The organism is Skermanella sp., from assembly GCF_059503625.1.
Window position 1 is genome coordinate 1 of sequence record NZ_JCACHA010000353.1, and the last position, 2726, is coordinate 2726.

Below are 2726 nucleotides of genomic sequence, written 5' to 3' on the forward strand. Positions count from 1 at the left end.
CTGCGCTATCGCGGCGGCTTGGCGCTGAGCGACGGCGACGAGGATTTCGGCGGCTTGTCCGGTATCAAGGTCTCCGCCGACGGACAGCGTTTCGTTGCAATCTCCGACAAGGGAGCGGTCGTCAACGGCGTGCTTGACTACGACGACGCCGGCGACCTGACCGGTGCTCGCGACATCGCCGTGATGCCTCTGCTCGATCTCGACGGAACCAGGGTCAAGGGTAACCGGCGCGACTCCGAAGGGCTGGCGCTGCTGCCGGACGGGCGCTGGGCCGTCAGTTTCGAGCGCTGGCATAGGGTAGAGCTGTATCCCGCGAACCCTGCCGGCCCGTTGTCTCCGCCGCTGCCGAAGCTGCAGCGCCCGCCTGGTATCCAGAGCGCCGAGGGCAACAGCGGTCTCGAAGCGGTAACGGCGCTGTCAGATGGCCGCCTGCTGGTGATCGAGGAGGGGAGCGAGGACAAGGCCGGCTTCAGCCGCGCCTGGATCGGCGGCGAGAACGGCTGGGCCAGTCTCGGCTACCGCGGCAAGGCGCCCTATCGGCCGACCGATGCGACGACGCTGCCCAACGGCGATGTCGTGGTGCTGGAGCGCCGGGCTTCGATCCTGGGCGGGTTCGGCGCGCGGATCATGCGTATCCCGGCGTCCGAGATACGTCCCGGTGCCGAATTGTCAGGGACGGAGCTTGCCGTCGTCGAGCAGCCCGTGACCGTCGACAACTACGAAGGTATCTCGGCGGTCCGGCAACCGGACGGCAAGGTGATGCTCTACGTCGTGTCGGACGACAATTTCTGGGGCTTTCAGCGCACGCTGCTGCTGATGTTCGAGCTCACGTCCTGATTGTCGGACAGGCCGGGCGTAGGTTCCCTTATTCGGGGTGCGTAGCCCTGACGGCTTCACCGGCCCCGGACCCCGTGTGATCCACGATCCCAAGCCCCATATCCTGGGAGAACTCCTTTGGAGAGAGACTAGCCCGTGCCAACAAGGAGCTGGAGCCGATGAAGCGGCCGATGACGCGTATGATTATCCTGGCTCTCCTTCTGACCGGGTGCGCCGACAATCTGACGTCGGCGGCCCAGATGACGCCGCCGTTCGACGGCGAGGGAGCACAGGCGAAGCAGATCTGGGTATCGCCGGACGGCCCGGTCAGCGACATCAACGCGGCGCTTCAGATGGCCACGCCCGGAACGGACGTGATGGTGAAGGCGGGCACCTATCAGGGCGCCGTCAAGTTCGCCCGGAGCGGCGGCGACGGGGCACCGATCCGGCTGATCTCGGCCGATGGCCGGGGGAAGGCTCGCATCGTTTCCGATAAGACGGGATTGTACGGCTTCGGCACCAAGAACGCCGGCGTCTTCGGCTTCCATATCGTCGCGGGGAGCGGCGGCAACGGCATCCAGTTCGGCCTGTCCGGCAGCGACACCAGCGCCAAGTCCCGCTATGTCCGCAACCTGGTGATCGCCGACAACCTGGTCGAGAATGCGGGAGAAGACGGGATCAAGCTCAGCCAGGCGGACGGCGTCTTCCTCTACGGCAACATCGTCCGCAACAGCGGTGCCGACCGCAACGGGAACGGCGATGGCGGCATCGACATGGTGGCGGTCAACCACTCCCAGATCGTCGCCAATGTCGTGGACGGCACGCCCGGACACACATGCCTGATGATGAAGGGCGGCAGCGAGGGCAACTTCGTAGCAGGCAACATCATGAAGGGCTGCGAGCGCGACGGCCTGTCGGTCGGCGGGTTGACGACCGGCAAGTGGATGCGCCCGGGCACCGACTCCGAGGCGAAATTCAACACAGTCGTCGGCAACGACATCGAGGCCGGACGGAACGGACTGCTGATCTTCGGCGCCACCGGCAACATGGTCGCCAACAACCGGTGCGGCGGCAGGCAGAGCTGCGTATCGGAAATGGTCAGCGACCGCGGGCATGCTCCCATGGGCAACTACGACAACAGGCTCGAGAACAACCGCCCCGATCCGGCACCCGATGTCGGCACGTCGGCGGTCCAGGGCGACGATCCGCACCGTTGGGCCAGGGCGCACAAGATCGATATGCTGCCGGATCAGGCATTGCAGGACCGGGCATTGCCGGACCGGGCATTGCCGGACCGGGCATTGCAGGACCGGGCACGATGACCGCCGCCGCGTGTTTGTGTTCCGGGCTTCATCTAATCCAAGCTTCATTCGACTGATCGAGACTGCATTGCCTCCTTCACCATTTCGCGATCTGACCAACCTGGGCGGACGGGCGTTCGACCGGGTCGGCGAACTGACCGACCGCATGCTCGACGGCAACCTGCGCATCGGCGTCACCGGTTTGCGCCGGTCCGGCAAGACGGTCTTCACGACCGCGCTGATCGACAACCTGCTGCATGCCGACAGGCTCCCGTTCCTGGACGTCGTCGCCACCGGGCGGTTCATCGCCGCCCGCATGGAGCCGCAGCCCGATCAGGCAGTCCCGCGTTTCGACTACGAAACCCAGATCGCCCGGCTGACCGCCCCCGATCCGGCCTGGCCGAACAACACCAAGGTCACCAGTCAGGCGCGGGTGGCGATCCGCTATATGCCCGGCTCGCTGCTGAAGCGGCGACTGCGCGGCGTTACCCGGCTCAACCTGGACATCATCGACTATCCGGGCGAATGGCTGCTCGACCTGCCTCTGCTCGACCGTACCTACGCCGAGTGGTCGCGTGAGACGCTGGCGCTTTCGCGCCGCCCACCGCG

At 66.0% G+C, this 2726-nt stretch carries 3 protein-coding genes; all 3 read left to right on the plus strand.

Going from position 1 to position 2726, the window contains the following annotated elements:
* On the plus strand, positions 1 to 837 hold an 837-nt coding region (locus AC5JJ6_RS08070; RefSeq protein ID WP_496041541.1), incomplete at its 5' end, for an esterase-like activity of phytase family protein.
* Between the two features lie 170 nt (positions 838 to 1007).
* Positions 1008 to 2138 (plus strand): right-handed parallel beta-helix repeat-containing protein, encoded by a 1131-nt coding sequence (locus AC5JJ6_RS08075; protein ID WP_496041542.1) that lies wholly within the window; start codon positions 1008 to 1010, stop codon positions 2136 to 2138.
* A 67-nt stretch (positions 2139 to 2205) separates the two neighbouring features.
* Positions 2206 to 2726 (plus strand): YcjX family protein (locus AC5JJ6_RS08080; RefSeq protein ID WP_496041543.1); only part of this gene is annotated, 521 nt, incomplete at its 3' end.

Coding starts and splice junctions, on each gene's coding strand:
- AC5JJ6_RS08075 (WP_496041542.1), top strand. CDS start 1,008: ATGACGCGTATGATTATCCTGGCTCTCCTTCTGACCGGGTGCGCCGAC.